This window comes from Streptomyces sp. CNH287, from assembly GCF_000424825.1.
In genome coordinates, this window is the sequence record NZ_AUKQ01000050.1 from 1 (window position 1) to 1,375 (window position 1,375).

At 75.5% G+C, this 1,375-nt stretch carries 1 protein-coding gene; it reads left to right on the forward strand.

From position 1 onward, the window contains the following. Positions 1–465: 465 nt before the first annotated feature. The coding region (locus H299_RS35910; RefSeq protein ID WP_078512995.1) for an AfsR/SARP family transcriptional regulator at positions 466–1,375 on the forward strand (910 nt) is incomplete at its 3' end.

A 1,375-nucleotide genomic window follows, 5' to 3' on the forward strand; every position in this document is an offset into this window, starting at 1 on the left:
GCGCCTTGGCGGCGGCTTGGCGGCGGGCGGGGCGAGGGCGGCGGGCCGGGGGGCTGACGGGCCGTCTGGAACGGGCGCTGAAGGGTGGGTCGGGCCTTGCCGCGGCGGGCCGGGCGGCGGTGCCCGACCGCCTCCGGTCAGCTACCCGCATACTCGCGGCATAACGCCACGAAGGGGGGTCCGCCCCGCAGGGACGGGGCCCGGTTTCGTTGCCACCACCTCCGATGAGCCGGTAGTTTTCCCGGCACGCGCGCGCAGACTTGGTATCCACGGGGGAAGGGGCACCATCATGCGGCCTGCGAACCATGCCCGCGCTGCGGGCGGGCCGGATCACGCGGGGCTCACCGCGCAGGGCGTCGTCGCGCTCGGCGCAGGTGCCGGCCCGTGCGGCGGGCGGCTGCGGAGGCCGTTACGGGGTGAGGCGGCCGGGTTGTCGGACGCCGCCCGCGCCGGAATACGCGGCATATGACGCACGCGGTAGCCGCGGGCACCTCACCTCGCGGGCCGGCCAGCTCCCGCCCGCTGCGCGGGGGTACGGCGCCTGCGCCGCCGCAGGCTGCTCCCCCGGCGCTGGTGGAGTTCCGCGCGCTGGGCCCGGTCGAGGCGGTGGTCGCCGGCGCGCAGGTGGATCTGGGCGCGCCCAAGCAGCGGGCGCTGCTCGCGCTGCTGGTGAGCCGGGTGGGTCAGCCGGTGACGGTGGATGTGATGCTGGAAGCGCTGTGGGCGGGGCATCCGCCGCCGTCGGCGATGACCTCGCTGCAGGCGTATGTGGCGAATCTGCGGCGGGTGCTGGAGCCGGATCGGGCTCCTCGGACGCCGGCGCGGGTGCTGCGCACCTGTCCTCGAGGCTATCTGCTGGAGCGCGGCGTTGTCGACGTGGACGTCCACCGCTTCGGTGAGCGCGCCACGGCGGGGTGGCAGGCGTGGGACCGGGGTGATCCGCGGCTGGCGCTGGGCGAGTTCGAGTCGGGGCTGGCGCTGTGGCGCGGCCAGGTCTACGCGGAGGTGGCCCACGCCACGTGCGTGATGCCGGAGGTGGCGCGGCTGGAGGAGTTGCAGTTATCGGTGGTCGAGGCGCGCTGCGCGGCGCTTTTGGCGGTGGGCGCGCATGTGGTGGCGGTGGCCGAGCTGGAGGCGCTCATCCAGGCGCATCCGCTGCGCGAGTACAGCTGCGAGCTGCTGAGTCTGGCGCTGTACCGGGCCGGGCGGCAGGCGGACGCGCTGGGTGTGCTGCGCACCAACCACAAGCGGCTCGCCGAGGAGTTGGGCATCGATCCGCGTCCGGCGCTGCAGCATCTTGAGCGCGAGATCCTCAACCAGGCGCCGGGGCTGGACTGGCAGCCGGCCCCGGCCGGCGGGGCGGTCGGCGGGGCGG